Source organism: Streptococcus sp. HMSC066F10, assembly GCF_001813805.1.
GTDB lineage: Bacteria > Bacillota > Bacilli > Lactobacillales > Streptococcaceae > Streptococcus > Streptococcus vaginalis.
In genome coordinates this window covers 37,771-53,913 of the sequence record NZ_KV813991.1, presented here as the reverse complement: position 1 = coordinate 53,913, position 16,143 = coordinate 37,771, and the positions used below count along the sequence as shown (strand labels likewise).

The window sequence follows — 16,143 nt, the reverse complement described above, 5'->3', positions numbered from 1 at the left end:
GGTTGGAAATAAAGTCAAATGAAGCTTGAAAAAGTAGACACTGCTATCAGTTTTTATATTTTTGTGCCATACGTTCAATCATTTCTGTTATTTGCACACGAATCTTTGTTGGCTCCAGCACTTCCACATTGTCTCCAAAAGAGAGAATATAGCAGTACAGACTATAATCATTCGGAATTTCTATCTCTGCATACAAGTTTCCTTGCTCATCTTCTTTGACTGGACAATCCAGTTCATCATATACTCTGAAAGCAACTTTTTTATTAAATTTCAGCTTGACTCGTACGACCTCTTCTAATCGCGCTTCTTTTTCCAAGCTAACATTGTCAAAGTTATCTGCAAAATGTTGTGGTAAAAGCTTTAGCTGGCTTATGCGAGAAAGTTTAAAATAACGAAAATCATTTCGGACTAAGCAAAATGCATGAAGATACCAGGATTGTCCTTTAAAAAACAGGCGAACTGGTTTTACTTGACGCTGGGTGAATTCCTCTTTGTTGCTAACATAAGAAAAGGAAATCACTTGCTTACTGATGATTGCATTTTTCAAATTCTGAAATAGCTCTTCATATTTCTTGCTATTGGACCAGCTGGTAAAATCTACTTCTATCCAGTTTGGTTGGTTCAATTTAAATAAAGCCGATAGTTTGGTCAAAAGCTCGTTTTCATGCAGAAGACCCGTAACCCCTAATCCTTGTAAAGCAACCAACAGTTGCTCTTTTTCCGATTGATTAAGCAAAGAACTATTTAGGACAAATTCCTCCGTCAGTCGAATGCCTCCGTCTCTGCCTTATGTCGTGTAAATTGGAATACCTGCGCTGCTAAATCGGTCAACATCTCGATAAATCGTTCTAACAGATACTTCAAATTGTTCTGCCAGCTCCTTCGCTGTAACGTTATCCCTTTCTAAAAGAACATACACTATTCTAAATAATCTACTCTCTGTCATAGACCGTGCCTTTCCATGAACACCTTATCTCAATTTCTCTAAAATCTTTTGAAAAGTCTCTTGATTGCTCTGCCAGTATAATATATCAGGCACCTTTTTAACTTCTGTCCACATAAAATCAATGTGCTCATCAGAAATACGAATATCTTTTTGCTTTGTTTCCACAAGAAAAAGTGTTTTAAAAATGGTCAAGTCTTCATCAATAACAACTGTGTAATGACCGACTTGCAACAGTTTTGTTAGCTCGATTTCCAGTCCAGTTTCTTCAAAAATCTCACGAATACAAGCTATTTCAGAACTTTCACCATTTTCAATGCCACCAGTAATCGGTTGCCAGAAAGAAAGTTGTTCAGTTTTAACTTTTAAGAGCAAAATTTCCTTAGCAATCGGGTTATAAATCCAGACTTCAATGGAATATTTCATCGCAGTAGTCCCTTAGATTTCACTTTTTCTCAATTGGTGCAACACTTGCCAACAGTTTCTTTAATCCAACCTCTGGGAAATTGATTTTCAATTCTTGGCTACTATCGCTGCCTGACACTTCCAATACCGTTCCGTCTCCCCATTTTTTATGGTGAGCAATATCACCGATAGCCCAATCAATAGTCGGCTGATTAGCAGCTACATTCTTACCAAATGGCAACTGGCTTGAGGAAATGCTGCTCGGTGCAGCTTGCCGCTTGCGTTCCTGCAATGCTTGAGCGAGACTCATTCCTTGACCAAACTGAACAGTTTTACCATTCACATAGGAAGCTTTAAAGGATGTATTAGCAGGTCGAGCCAAGCCTTGATAATCTAGCAAGCTTGAGCTAATTTCATTGAGAAAACGAGTTGGACGATTGTAATTGGTTTTTCCGTATAGCAGGCGCGAGTTTGCATTGGTTAGGAACAAGACTTTTTCAGCACGAGTAATTCCAACATAGGCTAATCGGCGCTCTTCCTCTAGCTCGTCTTCATCTTCAGCCGCACGACTAAGTGGAAAGACATTCTCTTCCATACCAATGATGAAAACCACTGGAAACTCTAATCCCTTGGCAGCATGTAGCGTCATAAGTGTCACTTCCGAGCTTTCCTGATTGCCATCATCTGTATCCGCAATCAAAGCCAAATCATTGAGAAAACGGCTAAGTCTGTCTAAACCAGTCTCTTCAGTATCATTTTCTGAATCTTCGTCAAAATTCTTAGTAACAGAAAGAAATTCTTCGATATTTTCAATCCGAGCCTGACTTTCCAGTGTAGCTTGAGCTACTAATTGCTCGGTGTAACCAGTCCTTTCAAGCACCAGCTCTACCAATTCTGTCACGGTCAATTCGTCCAATCGTTCGCGCAGATTCAAAATGAGATTGGCAAAGTCAAAAACAGCCTGAGCAGCTTTCCCCTTGACAGGTGAGAGCATAATCTGCGAGGAAGCATCTAAAAGAGACATCTCTTGACCAGCTGCAAAATTACGAATTTTCTCCACTGTACCCGGTCCAACACCCCGCTTGGGCTCATTGACCACGCGCTCAAAACTAATGTTGTCGCTAGTGTTAGCAATAAGATTGAGATAGCTGATGACATCCCGAATTTCCTTACGGCTATAAAACTTAGTCCCCCCCACCATGGTGTAAGGAATATTAGCTTTGAGGAGAGCTTCCTCAATATTCCGAGATTGGGCGTTGGTTCGGTAAAGAACAGCAAAATCCCGATAGACATAGTCAGATGTGCTAGATAGCTCATCAATGGTTTTAGCCACAAAGAGAGCTTCGTCTTGCTCATCATTAGCCCGATAATAGACAATATCCTCACCATCAGCATTTTGTGTCCAAAGATTCTTTGGTCGACGGTTGCGGTTATTTTTGATCACATCATTAGCAGCTTGCAGAATGGTCTTGGTTGAGCGATAATTTTCTTCCAAAAGAACAACTTTAGCTTCAGGATAATCCTTTTCAAAATCCAAGATATTTTGCATATCAGCACCTCGCCAGCCATAAATAGACTGGTCGGCATCTCCTACCACACAAATATTTTTAAAGCGTGAAGCTAACAGTTTAACTAGTTGGTACTGAGCGTGGTTCGTATCTTGATACTCGTCCACATGGATGTATTGATAGCGCTGCTGGTAATAAGTCAACACATCTGGATTTTTATCAAAAATGCGCAAGGTCAGCATGATTAAGTCATCAAAATCCATCGCTTCTGACTGACGGAGTTCTTTTTGGTACATCTCATAGCACTTCGCCACAATCTCTGTGTACATATCTCCTGCTAAAGCTACATAGGCCGCTTCATCAATCAAATCATTTTTCGCATTGGAAATCGTGCCTAAAATAGCTCGTTCATTCCACTTTTTAGGATCTAAATTGAGCGTTTTAAGAATTCGTTTCATCAGAGTCCGTTGCTCACTAGGATCGATAATCGTAAAATTTCGGTTATAGCCGATATGGTCCGCTTCCCTACGCAAAATCCGCACGCACATTGAGTGAAAAGTCGCAATCAAGCAATCTTCTGTTGCTGGATTGAGAGTGTAAGCACGCTCCTTCATCTCACGAGCTGCTTTATTGGTAAAAGTAATCGCCAAGATATTCCAAGGATTGACTAACTTTTCATCAATCAAATAAGCAATACGGTGAGTTAAAACACGGGTTTTCCCAGACCCAGCTCCTGCCATAATCAGCAAAGGTCCTTCCGTTGTTTGAACCGCCTCCGCCTGACGATCATTCATACTAGTTAATAAAGGATTCATCTTTTTTCCTCTTTCAAAGTCAGTAACTCTATTATAACAAAAATCACTCATAAGCTAAACTAGAAAAGAAAATCTTTGTTTTATTTTCTTACTATATAAAAGTTTGAAAAATCACTTAAAAAGCGTTATAATAAACATTCTGAAAGGAAAATGCATGAATAATCCAGCAAAGAATCTTAAACTCGCAGAGCGTGGTGCTATTTTAGCCATTCTAGCCTATATCGTTTTATCCATTGCTAAAATCATTGCCGGTTCTGTCTTACAGTCCTCTAGTTTGACAGCCGACGGTTTTAACAATGTTTCGGATATTGTTGCTAATATTGCCGTCTTGATTGGACTTCGCATGGCACGTAAGCCTGCCGATACAGATCACAAATTTGGTCACTGGAAAATCGAGGACTTAGCTAGCCTTATCACTTCTCTTATCATGTTTTTTGTCGGATTTGATGTTTTAATTGACACCGTTCAAAAAATCATCTCTAATCAAGAAACGACCATCGATCCCTTAGGAGCCATCATCGGGATTATTTCCGCCTTGGTCATGGCAGGAGTGTATTTTTACAATAAAGCCTTAGCAAAAAAAGCGCAGTCTAAAGCACTCGACGCTGCTGCCAAAGACAATTTATCTGACGCTATCACTTCGCTTGGTACAACCATTGCAATCATCGCAAGCGCCTTCAATTTCCCGATTGTAGATAAACTGGTTGCTATCATTATTACCTTTTTCATCCTTAAAACGGCTTACGAAATTTTCATGGAATCTTCTTTTAGTTTATCAGACGGTTTTGATGAAAATCTTTTAAAAGAATACAAAGAAGCCATTTTAGAAATTCCTAAAATTTCCCGTGTTAAATCTCAAAGAGGGCGGACTTACGGTAGCAACATCTATCTTGACCTCATTTTAGAAATGAATCCCGACTTGTCTGTCTATGAAAGCCACGAAATTGCCGATCAGGTTGAAAATATGCTCAAAGAGCGCTTTGGTGTCTTTGATATTGACATCCACATTGAGCCTGCTCCTATCCCCGAAGATGAAATATTGGACAATGTTTATCGAAAGCTCTTTATGAGAGAGCAATTGGTTGAGCAGGGAAGCCAATTAGAGGATTTACTAGCACCTGAATTTGTTTACATTTCTCAGGAGGGCTGCCAAATGAACAAAGAGGAATTTCAAATCGAAAAAGGAAAACAATCTCCTATCAAAAATTTTCAATTAACTTCTATCAGCCAAAAAACCAAATTAATTTGTTACGAAGAAGACGGGATTATTCATACCAGCCTTTGGCGTCGTCACGAAACGTGGCAAAATATTTTCCACCAAGAAACACGAAAAAACGAGATAAGAAAGTCGTAATTCCATAGAATCGACTTTCTTATCTCGCTCCCACAAGGCTAATAAGGAGTTTTGCTATAAAAAACAAGGCTGAGATAAAAATATTCTCAGCCTATATTTTTGGAGAATTTATCAGTAAAACAAACTAATTTGTCCCTCGTTTCTCAAAATCAATAAATCATCAAACCCCAAGCCCTCACTAAGATGATACTCCTAGCAAAAACTTTGGGTTTTGTCTTTACTTCTTCTGTGGGTGATTGGTGCAACAATCAGATGTTCTCTCATTGTTTGACTTCATCTGCCGCAATATCCTCACCAAACCACTTATCTGCTATTTTTTGAAATTGACCTGTTTGATATAATTTTTTAAATGCTTGATTTATGTTTTCAACGAGCTGCTTATCCGTTTTTCTAGCACCTACTGCAAAGGATTCGCTATCAAATCCAGCTGGGAAAACATAATAATCCTGCAAAATTCCTTCTTCTTTTAAATAATAATTAGCATAAACTCGGTCAATCAACAACCCATCAATCCGACTATTTTGCAAATCAATCAACGCCTCTGTAAAACTTTGATATTGAGCAGCTTTGTGATTTTTAACTAGATTCTTCAAAAGCTCTGGATGAGCTTCAAACTCATCGTAACCCGAAGAACCCGTCTGAGCACCAAGAATTTTATCCTTCATGTCAGCTGTTTTTGCAATGTTCGACGATTTTTTAGTAACCAGTACTTGTTCATTTTTCATATAAGGAATGGTGAACTGTACTTTCTTCCACCGCTCATCGGTTGCAGAATAACCGTTCCAGATGAGGTCAATCGTTCCATTTGTGAGCTCTGTTTCTTTCATATCCCAATCAATCGGCTGCCAATTCACTTTTACCCCATATTCTTTAAATACAGCATTTGCCAAATTAATATCAAAACCAACGTATTGACCATTTTTTTGTTCAAATCCCATAGGAACAAATGTATTGTCAAAACCAATAGTAATGCTCTTTTTTTGTTGGTATTTTGACCAATTATCTACTTTAGGGTTGCTAACATTACTACAAGCTGTAAGGAGCAAAAAAGAAATCAAACTACAGATCGCAAGGACGTAACGTTTTATCTTCATATTCTCCTCCTATTTAAGCTGAACTTTAAGAATCGTATCTGCGATATTTTCCGCAAACTGCAAATCATGGGTCACTACAATTTGCGTCATTCCTAGCTCACGATTCTGAAGAATCAACTTTTCAACTTCAAGACGCAATTCTGGATCCAATGCGGAAGTTGGCTCATCATAACCGATAATTTCTGGGTCAATCATCATCGCACGAGCTAATGCTACACGCTGTTTTTGACCACCTGATAAAGAATAAGGATAAGCATTTACATGTTCTGCTAACCCCAATCGGGTCAATAAGCTAATTGCTTTCTTTTCTGCATCCTCTTTTGTAAAATTTTTTGTTTTAATGGGTGATAAAGTTAAATTCTCAAGAACCGTTAAATGTGGAAATAGCTGAAAATCTTGAAACACAAATCCCAATAAATTACGTTTTTCAAGTTCATCCAAGGGAAGCTCTTCGCCATTGTAAATAATGTCACCCGAATCAATTGTTTCCAAGCCAGCTAACATCCGCAATAATGTCGTTTTCCCGCCGCCAGACGGTCCTACAATGGCAAGAATTTGCTTTTCTGGCACTTTTAAATTCAAGTCGGAAATAATTTGCTTTTCGCCAAACCGTTTGCTAATATTCTTCAATTCTAACATAAGCGCCTCCTACTTATAGTAACTATATCTCTTTTCAACTTGCTTCGATATAATCGTCACAAGACCAATCAAGATAAGGTAAATAGCCCCCGCTATAAACATCGGTGCTAAACTCGCATCACGATTGGCTGCAGTCCGACTAGCCAAGATTAAGTCGGAAACACCAAGCGCATAAACAAGAGACGTGTCTTTTACCAACGTCATCACTTCATTAAAGACACTCGGAAGCACCACTTTGACAACTTGCGGTAAAATAATAAACCGTATCGTTTGAAATGGTGTAAACTTCAAAACCTTAGCCGCCTCATATTGTCCTGCTGGAATAGATAAAATCCCACCACGGAAAATTTCGGCGAAATAAGCAGCATAATTTAGCGTGAATGCTATGATAGCTGCTGGAAGCCGATCCAAACGCACACCAATGTTTGGCAAAACATAATAAATAAAAATTAGTTGTAACAAAAGAGGTGTACCGCGCATAATCCAAATATAAATATTTATAAGCCAATGAAGCAGCTTAAAGTGAATTTGCATTAAAAAGGAAATCACAATTCCAAGTGGTATGGATAAAACTAAGACTAAAACAAATACTTGTAAAGTCACCAATGCGCCATTCAATAAGCTTGGCAAAACTTCAAAAATATAGTTCATGCGTACACCTCCTAAATAAATATTTATCATTATATCAAAAATTTTTATATATTCAACATCTTTTTGAAAATATATTCATGAATTTTTACTAAATATCACAAAAACTTCATTTTCCAAAGAATAAAAAAAACAAAATAGTTGAACTACTTTGTTTTAATAAATCCCAATTGATTAAGCGGGAGTACTCTAAATGAGATAACTCCTTTAATTTGTTTCTCTGTAATCAAGCCAAACATCCGACTATCTTCCATATCTTGCCGATTATCATTCAGAATCAGATATGACTGCGCTGGAATTTTATTTGCATTCGATTTAGTTAATGTCTGAATGGTGAAATCATGAGTAAAATAACCCGTACTAGTAGCTTTTGCTAAGTACTCTTCCTTAGCCTTCGTTAAATAATCTTCTGACTTGATTTTATTATTTAAGTAAAGAACATCATCCATATAAACAACGGAGTCATTTCCTAGACCAATGACACGTCCGACATACTCTTTTCCCTTCACCTCGTACAAGACAAAATCATCTCTTTTGATTGCTTCATTTTTATTGGCAATAACAACATCTTTATCTTGCAAAAAATGATTCGCATCTTTTGCAGTAATCCTGTATGGTGTAAAAATAAAAATTCGCAAATAAGCAATGATTATCACAACAATAGATAAAAAAATAACATTCCTAATTAAATCTCTTTTAACCATAGTCTCTCCTCTTCTTCTACTCATTATATCATGTTTTCAGAAAATAAACAAAGGTAGGAAAGTCAACTCTTATCTCTGCCCCCATTTACAACTAAAAAGCCTATCAATCAGATAATCATTGGATTGATAGGCTAGTTTTCTGAATGAAATAGATTAACGGACTGTACGGATACGCATTGTGTTTGTTCCACCAGTTCCGACCGGAACACCAGCTACAATCACAATATTGTCGCCAGATTCCACAAGACCACTTTCAAGAGCAACTTTTTCAGCAACTTCAAACATATCATCAGTAGATGCCGGTTTTTCAGTTACTACTGGAATAACACCCCAGTTCAACATCAATGAACGTTGTGTCAATTCATCAAATGTAATTGCCAAGATGTCAGCATCTGGACGATATTTAGAAATCAAACGAGCTGTATTTCCTGATTCAGTCATTGTTACGACCAATTTGATGTCCATTGAGTTTGTAGCATCTTTAACAGCTGATGCCACAACTTCTGTTTTAGAACTACGTGCGTAATCAACTGATGACAAGCGTCCATACTCATTCAATAGAGTTTGAGCGTTTTTATCAATTGTAGCCATTGTTGTTACAGATTCAAGTGGGTATTTACCATTTGCAGATTCGCCTGAAAGCATTGTTGCATCTGTTCCGTCAATAACAGCGTTAAATACGTCTGATACTTCTGAACGAGTCGCACGTGGTTTTTCAGTCATTGTTTCAAGCATGTTTGTTGCTGTGATCGCAATTTTACCTGCAGCATTGACTTTTGTGATAATCATTTTTTGGTAAACTGGAACCATTTCAAATGGTACTTCGATACCCATGTCACCACGAGCAATCATGATACCGTCCGCTACTTCAAGGATTTCATCCAAGTTTTCGATACCTTGTTGGTTTTCGATTTTAGCGAACAATTTCACATGTCCATTACCAGTTTCTTCACAGATTGCACGAACTTCATTAACATCTTTTGCAGTACGTACGAATGAAATAGCGATAAAGTTGATTCCTTGTTCCAAACCGAAACGAATATCATCATTGTCGCGTTCAGCAAGCGCTGGGAAAGGAATTTTTGTATTTGGAATATTAACACCTTTTTGTTTAGCGATAATACCGTCGTTTTCAACTTCTACTTCAAATTCACGTGTAGCAGGATCTTTTGCAATAACGCGAAGACCAAGTTTACCGTCATCAACAAGAACTTGTTTTCCAACTTCAACATCGTCATAGATATCAAGTGCACCAGCAACATTCAATGCGATAACTTCACGAGTTGATTTGATACCTTGTTTAGTTGCAACACGGATTTTTTCACCTGTTTTGTAAGAATATTCTTTAGCATCGCCTTCAAATAATTCTGTACGGATTTCAGGACCTTTAGTGTCAAGAAGGTAACCAACTTTTTGACCAGCAATTTCTTCAGCACGATGAACAGTAGCCATACGGTCACCTTGCTCTGCGTGGTCACCATGTGAGAAGTTGAAACGGAAAGTGTTAGCTCCAGCTTCGATCAATTTAGCGATATTTTGCGCTGATGCTTCAACGTCAAGCTTTTCGCCCCAATATCCGTCTTCACCGAATCTTTTACCACCACGGATTTCTACCGCAGGACCTAAAGTTGCAACGATTTTTACACGTTTATTCATGATATATGAAAACTCCTTTTTATTTAATGGTCTTTATGACCAGGATAACAAATTAAAATTACATTGAAATGCTACGGTTTAATTTAGCGAGATCAAGGTCAGCTTTATGTGGATTATTAACAATGATCTTACCGTCTTCTGTTAAACTAAACAAAGCACCTTCTTCTGCTGTACCGAGGATTGGATTTTCAACCATTTGTTCGTTGCGAATACCAACTGCAACACCACCAATACCTTTTTTAAGAAGGCTAACAGCATGCGCCCCCATACGAGAAGCAAGAACACGGTCACGAGCAGTTGGTGAGCCACCACGTTGGATATGTCCAAGTTCGGTCACACGAAGGTCACTCAAATCACCAGCTTCTTTCAATTTCTTACCAAACTCATTCGCTGACATGACACCTTCTGCAAGAACGATAATGTTATGCTTCTTACCTTCTTCATAGCCACGTTTAATGCTAGCGACGATATCCTCAATCTTAAAGTCTTCTTCGGGAACGATGATTTCATCGGCTCCTGTAGCAATACCAGCCCAGAGAGCGATGTCTCCAGCATTGCGTCCCATGACTTCAACAACAAAAGTACGACGGTGACTAGATGATGTGTCACGAATCTTATCAATGGCGTTCATTGCAGTTGTTACAGCAGTATCAAAGCCAATCGTGAAGTCTGTGCCAACAATATCATTGTCAATCGTACCAGGAAGTCCAACAGCTGGGAAACCATGTTCTGTCAAACGCATAGCACCATGGTAAGAACCGTCACCACCGATAACTACGACTCCTTCGATGCCATGTTTTTTAAGTTGCTCAATTCCTTTTAATTGTCCTTCTAATTGGGCAAATTCTGGATAACGAGCTGAGTGAAGGAAAGTACCACCACGTGAAATAATATCTCCAACTGATGCGGCATCAAGCGGATAAATTTCACCAGCAACCATGCCGGCATAACCGTCATAGATACCGTAAACTTCCATTCCTTCTGAAATTGCTTTACGAACAACTGCACGGATAGCAGCATTCATACCAGGGGCGTCTCCACCACTAGTTAAAACAGCAATACGTTTCATTCATTTGTGCTCCTTTTTCTTTTTACATTCACCCTTGATTATACCACAATCAAAATCAAAATTCTTCTTTTTTCCTAATTTTTTATTGATAAATCGTTTTCATGGTTATTTTTTTCAATTCTTCTTGTAATTTATCTGATTTTTGAACACGATATTGAGAAATTGCTACTGTCTTTCTTTCATTTTCATAACGGATAACGACTGGAATATCTCCTCGAAATTGCCGTAAAATAGCGGATATTTCTGCATCACTTTCATGATCTTCTACTTGTATCCAAAAACGTTCGGTGATAGCTTCCTGCAAATGATTTAAAATCATCTGCAAACGATTCTCTCGTTTCTGAATCCGACCAGTCAGATAATAGAAACCTTTTTCATGCAAACCATTGCCGAACTGTTTAAAGGTATCTGGAAACACTGTCACTTCCATTTTTCTTTTAGCATCACTTACTTGCAAGAAGGCCATATTTTCCCCCGTTTTGGTACGGATGACACGAATGGACAAAATCTCTCCTAAAATCGTTGCATGATTGTTTTCAACTAGCTCTTGAATAGGGGTAAAGGATTGAGTAGCAGTTTTTGCAAGCTTTACCAAAGGATGCTCGCTCAAACCGACACCGATGATTTCTTTTTCTGACTCGAATTTCTCTGCTTCTGTATAATCCTCTGCTTCTGTCCAACTGTAATTTGTATCTGCAAAAAGACTGCCCAGCTCATCCGCAAAGACAAATAAGTTCGGAAGATTTTGTAGAATTTTTTGGCGATTCTTTTCAAATACATCAAACAAACCGACTTGTACCAAAGGAGTTATCAACTGAATCTTATGATATTGCGTTGGCAACTTCATAATAAAATCTTCCACATTTGTAAATGGGCGGTTTTCAATAATCCAATAAGCAAAATCTCGTGGCAAACCTTTGATATTTTTCAGTCCTAAATAAATCTGCTTATCTTGAAACTTATCTCTATAAGGAATGTTATTGATATTTAAAGAAGCAACTTGGAAGTCGAATTCTAGCGCATCTGTGATGTAATCACTGCTTGAATAATTCAGCATAATATCAAAGAAAATATCAGGATAATGCACCTTGAAATAAGCCAACTGAAAAGCAAGTGCAGAATAGGCATAGGCGTGGCTGCGGTTGAAGCCATAACCTGCAAACTTTTCCATAACTGCAAATACTTCTTTTGCTTTAGTTTCAGAATGCCCAAGTTCGAAAGCTCCTGTGACAAACTCTGCTTCCATTTTGTGCATTTCGGCAACATTTTTCTTACCCATGGCACGACGTAGAATGTCAGCTTTTCCGAGTGAAAATCCTCCAAACCGCTGCGCCACTTGCATTACTTGCTCTTGGTAAAGCATAATACCGTAAGTTGGCGCCAAGATGTCTTCCAAACTTGGATCCAGCATTTCCACCTTTTCTTGTCCATGCTTTCTTCTGACAAAATTATCTATATAGTCACTAGCTCCTGGACGATTGAGTGAAGTTGTTGCAACCACTTCTTCAAATTGAGCTGGCTGCACCCGTTTCAAAAGGTTAATGGCACCTGCTTGCTCAAATTGAAAAATCCCTTTGGTTCTGCCAGCAGCGAAAAGCTGCAAGGTTGCTGCATCTTCTAAGTTAATCTTTGCAATGTCAATAGCGACACCGTATTTCTCCAAAGCTGCTTCTTTCATTCGTTGAACAAAAGTCAGATTGCGCAAGCCAAGGAAATCCATCTTGAGCAGACCGTTACTCTCAACACCATGTGCATCGTATTGCGTGATATACATATCTTCCCCGTATTTAAGTGGAATGTGATCTGTCAAATCATTGTCACTCATCACCACACCCGCTGCATGGATAGAGGTTTGACGAGGGTTCCCTTCAATTTTTTTCGCAATTTCAAAAGCTTTTTGATATTCCAGCTTACTGTTAATAATCTGACGAAAAGACATATTTTTTTCATAAGCTGAAGTCAATGTGTCACGAAAACTGATTTTACGAGTAATGTTGGTCAATTCATATTCTGGCACCCCGTAGCGTTTAAAAACGTCACGAATTGCTTGCTTAGCACCAAAAGTAGAATAGGTCACGATTTGCGCTGTATGCATCGTCCCGTAACGATCGCGGACATAGCGGATAAATTCCGGGCGATAGACATCGGGAATATCAGTATCAATATCAGGCATAGTATAACGTTCCAGATTTAAAAAGCGCTCAAAAAGGAGGTTCTTTTCGACAGGATCAATCCCTGTAATCTCTAGCGCATAGGCAACCAGACTTCCAACTGCAGATCCACGCCCCATACCCATATAATAGCCCTGACTACGACCAAAACGCAATAAATCCCAGACAATCAAAAAGTAGTCGTCAAAACCCATTTGGTGGATGACAGACAGCTCTTGCTGCAATCGCTCTTTATAAACCAGACTATTTAGCCTTTTTTTCTCTAGCCCTGCTTCTGCTCGTTCTTGTAATTCTTCTGCTGCTGGCCGTTCTGGATTAAAACGTGGTAATTTCAACTCTGTATTGATTTCGTAATGAATGCCTGCAACTAGCCGCTTTAAATTATCCAGACTTTCTGGATAATTTTCTTGAAAGGATTGTGTGAATTGCTCAGGTGATAAGAGATACTCGTGATTTGGCAAATTTCCAACTTCCCGCAAGCTACTATTTTCACGAATGGCACATAGCATTTGCAAGGTTTCTAAATCGCCTGTATCAAAATAGCGAACTGTCTGCAAAGGTAAGGTTTCATGAGAAAATGCCTTCTTAGGAGTGTCAGGAAATACGCCAATATAAAACTCTCGTCCCAAGTCTAAGGCTTCAATGTCCTCAAACACAGGCACAATAATCGCTATCCCTTCCAATAAGTGCTGAAATTCTTCCCACTTGCTTTTTCCTATCATCTTTAAAGTAGAAAGTTTCATTAAATTGCGATAACCTTGACTGTCAAGAGCTAGAAAGCGAAGATTAAGAGGAAGTCCAACATAATCCAAGGTCATTTCTACGCCTAAAAGCGGCTGAATTCCTTGCTCGGTCGCCGTTTCCATGAAATGATAAGCCCCATAGAGATTATCAATATCCATTATCCCTAGAGTTTGATAGCCTAAATTTTTAGCTGTTTCTACATATTTTTTTATAGAAATCAAACTATCCATAAATGTATAAACAGTTTTGGTATCTAATTGAGCAACCACGGCATCCTCCTTTGATCCTTCTTTTTTCTATTATACTAAATTTATGGCTTGCTTGCTAAAGAAAAAATAATAGAAGTTTTTTATAAAGGCTTGCTTTTTTTTTAAAAATATTGTATTATTTAATTGGTACAAAGACACAGAAGGAAGGAGAAATTATGAGTTGGACTTTTGATAATAATCTTCCCATTTATTTACAAATCATGGACAGGATAAAACTACAAATCATCTCCAATCAACTGCATGCTGGCGAAAAGCTACCTGCTGTTAGAGAATTGGCTGCTGAAGCGGGGGTCAATCCAAATACAATCCAGCGTGCTTTATCTGACTTGGAAAAGGAAGGGTTTGTCTATTCTCAACGAACATCAGGACGTTTCGTCACAGATAACCGCGACTTGATTTTACAAGCAAGACAAAAACTTTCTGAGGAGGAAGTAAGAAAATTTGTAGAAAATATGACTCGCTTCGGTTATCACAAAGAAGAATTACCAACTATCATTGCAGATTATATAAAAGGAGTTTAGTAAATGGTATTACTTGCATTTGAAAACGTCTCAAAATCATATGGCAGCACACCTGCTTTAGAGCACATCAATTTTGAAATTGAAGCTGGAAAAATTATAGGATTGCTTGGTCCAAATGGCTCTGGAAAAACAACCATGATAAAACTAATCAACGGTTTACTTCAACCAAATAACGGAAAAATCCTCATCAACGGGCTTCAACCGTCGTCAGAAACTAAGAAAATCGTATCTTATTTGCCAGATACGACCTATCTGAATGAAAATATGAAAGTCAAAGATGCTTTGCAGTATTTTCAATCTTTCTATGCAGACTTTGAGATAGAGCGTGCACAGGCACTCTTGCAAGATCTTCATATTGACGAAAATTTGACATTCAAAAAATTGTCTAAAGGAAACAAGGAAAAAGTTCAGTTGATTTTAGTCATGAGCCGCCAAGCCAAACTGTATGTTCTGGATGAACCTATTGGAGGGGTTGACCCAGCAGCGCGGGACTACATTCTAAAGACGATTATCAACAATTACTCACCTAGCGCTTCTGTTCTCATTTCAACACATTTGATTTCAGATATTGAACCAATCCTAGATGAAATCATCTTTATTGATAATGGCAAGATTGTTCGACAAGGGAATGTAGATGATATTCGCTATGAGTCTGGTGAATCTATTGACCAGCTCTTCCGCCAAGAATTTAAGTCTTAGAACAAAGGAGATTGACTATGTTTTGGAATTTATTAAAATATGAATTTAAAAATGTAAATAAGTGGTATTTAGGATTATATGGAATCGTACTCTTTCTATCTATTAGTATTGGACTTTGGCTAAGACATTTTGCAAATGGAAGGAACTTTTTCGACCGTTTGCAGTCTTCTACTAATGAAGCAGGGAGTATGACAAGTACTTTCTTCGGTTTAACAATGCTGATTTTCTCAGGTCTCCTTGTAGCACTTGCCATTTCAACACTCTTTCTGATTATTCGTCGCTTTAAAAATAGTGTTTATGAAAGAGAAGGATATCTAACGCTCACTTTACCAGTTAATGAACATCAAATTATCCTCTCAAAATTACTCGGTGCTGTTATATGGACGATTCTTAGCACACTTGCATTGTTTCTTAGTTTTGGAATCATTGTTCTTATCGTAGGGGTAGCTTCTCATACACAATTTGAAATGGGAACAGTTCTACAATTATTCGGCAATCACTTTTGGAAAATTGCTAGTGAACTATTGAAATCATTTGGATACTATCTTGTAGCCCTTATTCCAAATATCCTATTGATTTATCTCTCTATCTCTATTGGTCAACTTTTCCAAGACCACCGCACCGCTATAGCCTTTCTAGCTTATTTTGGAATTCAATTTGCTCTGATTATCGCTGCTAATCTATATGTTTCAGCTTTCCCATCGCTTTCAACTTCTTTAGGTAGTTTGAGCGGAGTCATAACCTCTCTTATTTTGGGGCTTATCTACTATACTGGAACGTATTACATCCTCAAAAATAAAGTGAATTTGCAGTAGATAACACAAGCTGATAGCAATACTTATATAAACAATAAAGTCATGAGATTCATCTTACTCATGACTTTTTTATTATGTGACTTTCAGTC

The 16,143-nt window shown here is 38.1% G+C and carries 13 protein-coding genes and 1 pseudogene; 4 read left to right on the top strand and 10 right to left on the bottom strand.

Annotation, left to right across the window (positions count from 1 at the left end):
• Positions 1-46: 46 nt before the first annotated feature.
• From HMPREF2933_RS07405 to pcrA, 3 genes and pseudogenes are all read right to left on the bottom strand, one after another.
• Positions 47-946, bottom strand: a pseudogene (locus tag HMPREF2933_RS07405) (helix-turn-helix transcriptional regulator).
• A gap of 24 nt (positions 947-970) precedes the next feature.
• Entirely contained in the window at positions 971-1,369 is a 399-nt protein-coding gene (locus HMPREF2933_RS07400; RefSeq protein WP_070672717.1) for an NUDIX hydrolase, read from the bottom strand.
• Positions 1,370-1,388: 19 nt separating this feature from the next.
• Entirely contained in the window at positions 1,389-3,671 is a 2,283-nt protein-coding gene (gene pcrA / locus HMPREF2933_RS07395; RefSeq protein ID WP_042754068.1) for a DNA helicase PcrA, read from the bottom strand.
• Positions 3,672-3,825: 154 nt separating this feature from the next.
• Here pcrA and HMPREF2933_RS07390 point away from each other — a divergent pair, with 154 nt between their 5' ends.
• Positions 3,826-5,025 (top strand): cation diffusion facilitator family transporter, encoded by a 1,200-nt coding sequence (locus tag HMPREF2933_RS07390; protein WP_024052385.1) that lies wholly within the window; start codon positions 3,826-3,828, stop codon positions 5,023-5,025.
• Positions 5,026-5,285: 260 nt separating this feature from the next.
• Here the strand turns inward: HMPREF2933_RS07390 and HMPREF2933_RS07385 are convergent, their stop codons facing one another.
• The 7 genes from HMPREF2933_RS07385 to HMPREF2933_RS07355 form a co-directional block, all read right to left on the bottom strand.
• Positions 5,286-6,119 carry an amino acid ABC transporter substrate-binding protein gene (locus tag HMPREF2933_RS07385; protein WP_024052384.1) on the bottom strand — a complete coding sequence of 278 codons (834 nt, stop codon included), beginning with the start codon at positions 6,117-6,119 and terminating at the stop codon, positions 5,286-5,288.
• 9 nt (positions 6,120-6,128) lie between these two features.
• Complete coding sequence (locus HMPREF2933_RS07380) at positions 6,129-6,758, bottom strand: amino acid ABC transporter ATP-binding protein (protein ID WP_024052383.1); 630 nt, start codon at positions 6,756-6,758, stop codon at positions 6,129-6,131.
• A gap of 9 nt (positions 6,759-6,767) precedes the next feature.
• Positions 6,768-7,409, bottom strand: a complete 642-nt coding sequence (locus tag HMPREF2933_RS07375) for an amino acid ABC transporter permease (RefSeq protein ID WP_042754066.1) — start codon at positions 7,407-7,409, stop codon at positions 6,768-6,770.
• Between the two features lie 143 nt (positions 7,410-7,552).
• Positions 7,553-8,110 carry a signal peptidase I gene (lepB, locus tag HMPREF2933_RS07370; protein ID WP_024052381.1) on the bottom strand — a complete coding sequence of 186 codons (558 nt, stop codon included), beginning with the start codon at positions 8,108-8,110 and terminating at the stop codon, positions 7,553-7,555.
• Positions 8,111-8,263: 153 nt separating this feature from the next.
• The gene (pyk, locus tag HMPREF2933_RS07365) at positions 8,264-9,766 is read right to left on the bottom strand and encodes a pyruvate kinase (RefSeq protein WP_003024114.1); all 1,503 of its coding nucleotides are present in this window, start codon (positions 9,764-9,766) and stop codon (positions 8,264-8,266) included.
• Positions 9,767-9,824: 58 nt separating this feature from the next.
• Positions 9,825-10,835, bottom strand: a complete 1,011-nt coding sequence (gene pfkA, locus HMPREF2933_RS07360) for a 6-phosphofructokinase (RefSeq protein WP_024052380.1) — start codon at positions 10,833-10,835, stop codon at positions 9,825-9,827.
• Positions 10,836-10,917: 82 nt separating this feature from the next.
• Positions 10,918-14,019 (bottom strand): DNA polymerase III subunit alpha, encoded by a 3,102-nt coding sequence (locus HMPREF2933_RS07355; RefSeq protein ID WP_024052379.1) that lies wholly within the window; start codon positions 14,017-14,019, stop codon positions 10,918-10,920.
• 155 nt (positions 14,020-14,174) lie between these two features.
• On the opposite strand from HMPREF2933_RS07355, the gene HMPREF2933_RS07350 reads away from it, so the two are divergent.
• The 3 genes from HMPREF2933_RS07350 to HMPREF2933_RS07340 are packed head-to-tail and all read left to right on the top strand — an operon-like array spanning position 14,175 to position 16,054.
• Complete coding sequence (locus tag HMPREF2933_RS07350) at positions 14,175-14,540, top strand: GntR family transcriptional regulator (protein ID WP_003024106.1); 366 nt, start codon at positions 14,175-14,177, stop codon at positions 14,538-14,540.
• Between the two features lie 3 nt (positions 14,541-14,543).
• Positions 14,544-15,239 (top strand): ABC transporter ATP-binding protein, encoded by a 696-nt coding sequence (locus tag HMPREF2933_RS07345; protein ID WP_024052378.1) that lies wholly within the window; start codon positions 14,544-14,546, stop codon positions 15,237-15,239.
• A gap of 17 nt (positions 15,240-15,256) precedes the next feature.
• The gene (locus HMPREF2933_RS07340; protein ID WP_024052377.1) at positions 15,257-16,054 is read left to right on the top strand and encodes an ABC transporter; all 798 of its coding nucleotides are present in this window, start codon (positions 15,257-15,259) and stop codon (positions 16,052-16,054) included.
• Positions 16,055-16,143 lie beyond the last annotated feature (89 nt).

Excerpts from the sequence above, each read along its gene's own strand:
- HMPREF2933_RS07400 (WP_070672717.1), bottom strand. The coding sequence starts at position 1,369 with ATGAAATATTCCATTGAAGTCTGGATTTATAACCCGATTGCTAAGGAA.
- pcrA (WP_042754068.1), bottom strand. The coding sequence starts at position 3,671 with ATGAATCCTTTATTAACTAGTATGAATGATCGTCAGGCGGAGGCGGTT.
- HMPREF2933_RS07390 (WP_024052385.1), top strand. The coding sequence starts at position 3,826 with ATGAATAATCCAGCAAAGAATCTTAAACTCGCAGAGCGTGGTGCTATT.
- HMPREF2933_RS07385 (WP_024052384.1), bottom strand. The coding sequence starts at position 6,119 with ATGAAGATAAAACGTTACGTCCTTGCGATCTGTAGTTTGATTTCTTTT.
- HMPREF2933_RS07380 (WP_024052383.1), bottom strand. The coding sequence starts at position 6,758 with ATGTTAGAATTGAAGAATATTAGCAAACGGTTTGGCGAAAAGCAAATT.
- HMPREF2933_RS07375 (WP_042754066.1), bottom strand. The coding sequence starts at position 7,409 with ATGAACTATATTTTTGAAGTTTTGCCAAGCTTATTGAATGGCGCATTG.
- lepB (WP_024052381.1), bottom strand. The coding sequence starts at position 8,110 with ATGGTTAAAAGAGATTTAATTAGGAATGTTATTTTTTTATCTATTGTT.
- pyk (WP_003024114.1), bottom strand. The coding sequence starts at position 9,766 with ATGAATAAACGTGTAAAAATCGTTGCAACTTTAGGTCCTGCGGTAGAA.
- pfkA (WP_024052380.1), bottom strand. The coding sequence starts at position 10,835 with ATGAAACGTATTGCTGTTTTAACTAGTGGTGGAGACGCCCCTGGTATG.
- HMPREF2933_RS07350 (WP_003024106.1), top strand. The coding sequence starts at position 14,175 with ATGAGTTGGACTTTTGATAATAATCTTCCCATTTATTTACAAATCATG.
- HMPREF2933_RS07345 (WP_024052378.1), top strand. The coding sequence starts at position 14,544 with ATGGTATTACTTGCATTTGAAAACGTCTCAAAATCATATGGCAGCACA.
- HMPREF2933_RS07340 (WP_024052377.1), top strand. The coding sequence starts at position 15,257 with ATGTTTTGGAATTTATTAAAATATGAATTTAAAAATGTAAATAAGTGG.